Genomic DNA, 4551 nt, shown 5'->3' with positions numbered 1-4551 from the left:
GTGCAGGACGCCAAGGCCGACCTGCCGCAGGCGGCGGAAGAACCTGTCGTCACCGAAGTCAACATTTCCGAATTTCCCGTGCTCGTCGTCACCCTCTCGGGAAATCTGCCTGAACGCGTGCTGACCGCCGCCGCGCGTGAACTGCGCGACCGCATCGAGGAGGTTCCCGGTGTTCTCGAGGGCTCGCTGCAGGGTGCGCGCGACGATCTCGTCGAGGTCGTCATCGATCCGATGAAGCTGTCTTCCTATGGGCTGCAACTCGATCAACTGATCGGTGCGGTCGGCAACTCCAACAGCCTGGTCGCCGCCGGCAATATCGAAGGCTCGGAGGGCAAATACGCCGTCAAGGTACCGTCGCTGATCGAAACGCCGGAGGATGTCGCCGCACTGCCGGTGGTCGCCGGCCCCAATGCCGTGGTGCAGGCCAAGGACATCGCGACGATCCGTTCGACCTTCAAGGATGCCGAGACGGTGACCCGTCTCAACGGCAAGCCGGCCATCGCCATCGAAGTCAAGAAGCGCATCGGCTCCAACCTGATCGACACCATCGCCAAGGTGCGAACGGTGTCCGACGAGTTTGTCAAGTCGATGCCCGAGGGCATGAACGTCACCTACACGCAGGACAAGTCGGTCTTCGTCAACCAGCTGCTCGGCGACCTGCAGAACCATGTGATGATCGCCGTCATCCTGGTGTTCATCGTCATCCTCTACGCGCTGTCCGGCCGCGCCTCGCTGCTCATCGGGCTTGCGATTCCGTCGTCCTTCCTGATCGGCATCCTGCTGCTGGCGATGATGGGCTACACGATCAACATGATCGTGCTGTTCAGCCTGATCCTGGCCGTCGGCATGCTGGTCGACGATGCGATCATCGTCACCGAGTTCGCCGAACGACGGATGAGCGAAGGCATGCCGAAGGAGGAAGCCTTCGCGCTCGCCGCCAAGCGCATGGCCGGTCCGGTCATCGCCGCGACGATGACGCGCATCGCCGCCTTCTCGCCGCTGCTGTTCTGGCCGGGCATCATCGGCGACTTCATGAAGTACATGCCGATCACGCTGATCGTCACGCTATCGGCCTCGATGCTCTACGCGCTTGTCTTCGCGCCGACGCTGGGTGCGATCTTCGCCAAGGCGCCGCCGCATCATGAGGATGACAATCGCGACGGCTGGTACATGGCGATCGTCAAGCAGGCGGTGCGCTTCCCCATCACCGTGCTGGTGCTGACCGTCGCGCTCTTGTTCGGCGTCGGCTTTGCCTATTCGAAATACGGCGCCGGCGTCGAGTTCTTCCCGAATGTCGAGCCGGATTATGGCCTGCTCTACGTGCATGCGCGCGGCAATCTTTCGCTGGCCGAAATGGATACCGCGACCAAGATCGCGGAAGACAGGCTGCTCGGCTGGCCGGGTGTGAAGTCGGTCTACACCCGCGTCGGCAAGACGCAAGGCGGCGGCCAGGATATTCCCGAAGACGTCGTCGGCGTCATCCAGTACGAATTTATCGACTGGCGCGAGCGCAAGTCGGCGAACCACATCCTGGACGATCTGCGCGGCGTCATGGCCGGCATTCCCGGCGTCGATGTCGAGGTGCGCGTGCCGGAAGCCGGTCCGCCGACCGGCAAGCCGATCCAGATCAGGCTTTCGGCCGTCGACCCCAAGGGGCTCGACGACAAGGCCCGTGAGGTCGCGGCGCGCATCGGCAAGGTGCCCGGCGTCATCGATATTTCCGACGGCCTGCCGCCGCCCGGTGTCGACTGGGCGCTCGAGGTCGATCGTGCCAAGGCGGCGCAGTACGGCATCAGCCCAACCTCGGTCGGGACGGTGGTGCAACTGGTGACCAACGGGCTGAAACTCTCGGAATACCGGCCTGCCGGAGCCGACGACGCGGTCGACATAAGGCTGCGGCTGCCCGAAGACCGGCGCACGCTGTCGACGCTCGACGAACTCAGGGTGCAGACCTCACAAGGCTCGGTGCCGATCTCGAACTTCGTCGTGCGCAAGCCGGAGCCGACGGTCGGCATCCTCAACCGCATCGACGGCGCGCGTACGGTGGTCGTCCAGGCCAACGTCGCCGCCGGCGCTCAGGTCGCGGCTGTGCAGGAGCAGGTCACCAAGGCCGTCTCCGACATGGATCTCGGCAGCGGCATCCGCTGGAAGCTGGCCGGTTCGAACGAGGACAGCGCCGAAGCCAGCGCCTTCCTCAGCAAGGCCTTCGGGGCGGCGATCTTCCTGATCTTCCTGGTGCTTCTGGCGCAGTTCAACAAGTTCACCAGCGTCTGGCTGGTGCTGTCCTGCGTGGTCATGGCGACGATCGGCGTGTTCCTCGGGCTGCTGATAACCGGCGAGACGTTCGGCATCGTCATGTCGGGCATCGGCGTCATCGCTCTGGCCGGCGTGGTGGTGAACAACAACATCGTGCTGATCGACACCTATGACCGGCTGCGTGAAGAAGGCTGGGACAAGGTCGAGGCGGTGCTGCAGACTTGCCGCGAGCGCGCCCGCCCGGTCGTGCTGACGGCTGTGTCGGCCATTCTCGGCGTGCTGCCGATCGCCTTCGGCCTCGGGCTGGAAATCTTCCATCACGAGACGACGATCAACGCGCCGTCGACGCAATGGTGGATTTCGCTGTCCTCGGCGATCGTCTTCGGCCTGTCCTTCGCCACGGTGCTGACGCTGGTGGTGACGCCGTCGATGCTGATGGTGTTCACCCGCGCCAAGGTCAAGCCGGGCGCACGGCGCGGCTTGATCAGCCGTCTGTTCCGGCGCGGCAAGGTCGAGATTTCATCGACCGATGCGCCAGGGCGGGATGCCGGAGCCGGGCCGGATATCGCCTTTCCGAAAGCCGCCGAATAGATCATTGCCGATTTGACCGGCAAAGGCCGCCCGGAACAACCGGGCGGCCTTTTGCATTGTTCTTAGGCGAAAAGTCGAATTGCGGGGTTCTCATGCCGATCACCACCATAGTCATCATCGTCCTGGTCCTTATCCTCATCGGCGCGGTGCCGGCCTGGCCGCATTCGCGCTCCTGGGGCTATGGGCCCTCGGGTATTGTCGGCGTGGTGCTGGTGGTGCTTATGGTGCTGCTGTTGATGGGACGGCTCTGAGGCGCCCTCTCAGTCTGCGGAGATTGTTAATGTGCGGAGGAGTATCGCCCGCCATCGCGGAGGTCAGGCAGCTTTCGCAACGCCGGTCACGGTGGCAATGCCGATATCCCCGAGAGCTTCAGTGACGGCCTGATCCAGCGGCGTGTGCGGGATCGCGCCGATGATGCCTTCCAGCCTTGCCGACGCCAGTTGGTGCGGTTCGAAGCGCAGATAGGACATCGACACGATCTCACGCCACATCGCCACGAACGGGCTGCCGGCGCGCAGCACCCACCACGCCATCGAGGTCATCTTGAGCGGGCGTCCAAGCGCCTTCTCCGCGGCCGCCTTGATCTCCAGGTCGGTGACGGGATGGCCCGGGAAGTTGAGGGCTTCATAGGCGCCGAGCTTGTCCAGGTTCTGCGCCAGTCCGACGAAAGCCCTGGCCAGATCCGGCAGGTAGGCCCATTCATGCACGAGGTCGACCGGGCCGGGCGCCGTATAGACACCCTTGTTGATTTTGGCGGCGACGACCAGGTCGAACCACGAGCCGCTGCCGGTGCCGCCGAAGAAATCGCCGGCCCGCAAAATAATGGTGCGGACGCGGCGCGCTTCGGCCTCGCGGTGAAACAGGTCCTCCATGGCGACGCGGATGCGCCCCTTCTCGGTCGTCGGGCGGAACGGCGTGTCTTCCGTGATCACCTCCGGCATCGGCGACCCGTAATTGTATACGGTCCCGGGAAAGAGATGCAGTGCGTTGTTGGCACGGCAAGCGGCCATGACATTCTCGGCGATCGGCAGGCACTTGGCCCATTCGGTGTAGATCGGGTTGAGGCCGTTGAAGATGATGTCGACACCTTGCGTGACGCGGATGAGGGCCTCGCGGTCGAGCGCGTCACCGGCAACGGCTGTGGCGCCTTTGAGTTCGGCCGGCACCTTGCCGTTGCGGGTGACGGCGCGGACCTCGTAGCCCGCGTCGATGAAGGCCTTGGCGACCACGCGGCCGAGCCGGCCATTGGCACCGAGAATTGCGATACTGGTCATTGGAAGCACTCCGGGGTTGGGATTTGCGTGGTCGGTCGCAAGGCGCGATCGGGATCAGCGACAAGCGCGATCGAGATCAGCGGCTGCCGAAGAGGTCGCGGTTGCTGCCTTGCGTGACCGGCTGCCGGACGGCCGCATCCGGGTTGTGGATCGAAGCGGTGGTCGTGTTGTCGGTGCTGGTGACAGCCGGCCGGCTGGCGTCGTTCGACCCAAACTTGTCGCTGCCGGCAAAGGCGGCGCTGACGGAAATGAGGATGGCGGCGGTGGTGAGAGCGATCTTGTTCATCTGAGTTCTCCTGGTGGTGTTTGCAGTCCGTGTTGGTGTCTGCAGCCGGAATATGGTCGCTCTGAACGCGAATGGAAATTGACTACAGATGGCGTTCTGATATTCATAAATGAATGGCTGAAATCGACTGGAACCTGATCAAGA

The 4551-nt window shown here is 63.8% G+C and carries 4 protein-coding genes; 2 read left to right on the top strand and 2 right to left on the bottom strand.

The genetic code is table 11. The annotated features are described in order from the left end of the window. Both EN893_RS19935 and EN893_RS19930 read left to right on the top strand, forming a co-directional pair. On the top strand, positions 1-2847 hold a 2847-nt coding region (locus EN893_RS19935), incomplete at its 5' end, for an efflux RND transporter permease subunit (RefSeq protein WP_164900973.1). A gap of 92 nt (positions 2848-2939) precedes the next feature. Continuing rightward, complete coding sequence (locus EN893_RS19930) at positions 2940-3098, top strand: DUF3309 family protein (protein ID WP_023810914.1); 159 nt, start codon at positions 2940-2942, stop codon at positions 3096-3098. A gap of 63 nt (positions 3099-3161) precedes the next feature. Here the strand turns inward: EN893_RS19930 and EN893_RS19925 are convergent, their stop codons facing one another. Then, entirely contained in the window at positions 3162-4121 is a 960-nt protein-coding gene (locus EN893_RS19925) for an SDR family oxidoreductase (protein WP_127266904.1), read from the bottom strand. A gap of 76 nt (positions 4122-4197) precedes the next feature. After that, on the bottom strand, positions 4198-4407 hold the full coding sequence (locus EN893_RS19920) for a DUF680 domain-containing protein (protein ID WP_127266903.1): 210 nt from the start codon (positions 4405-4407) through the stop codon (positions 4198-4200). Positions 4408-4551 lie beyond the last annotated feature (144 nt).

It is taken from the genome of Mesorhizobium sp. M7A.F.Ca.CA.004.04.2.1 (genome assembly GCF_004022825.1).
GTDB lineage: Bacteria > Pseudomonadota > Alphaproteobacteria > Rhizobiales > Rhizobiaceae > Mesorhizobium.
Note: the sequence above shows the minus strand (reverse complement) of the source record. Positions and strands in the feature narration are given on the sequence as shown.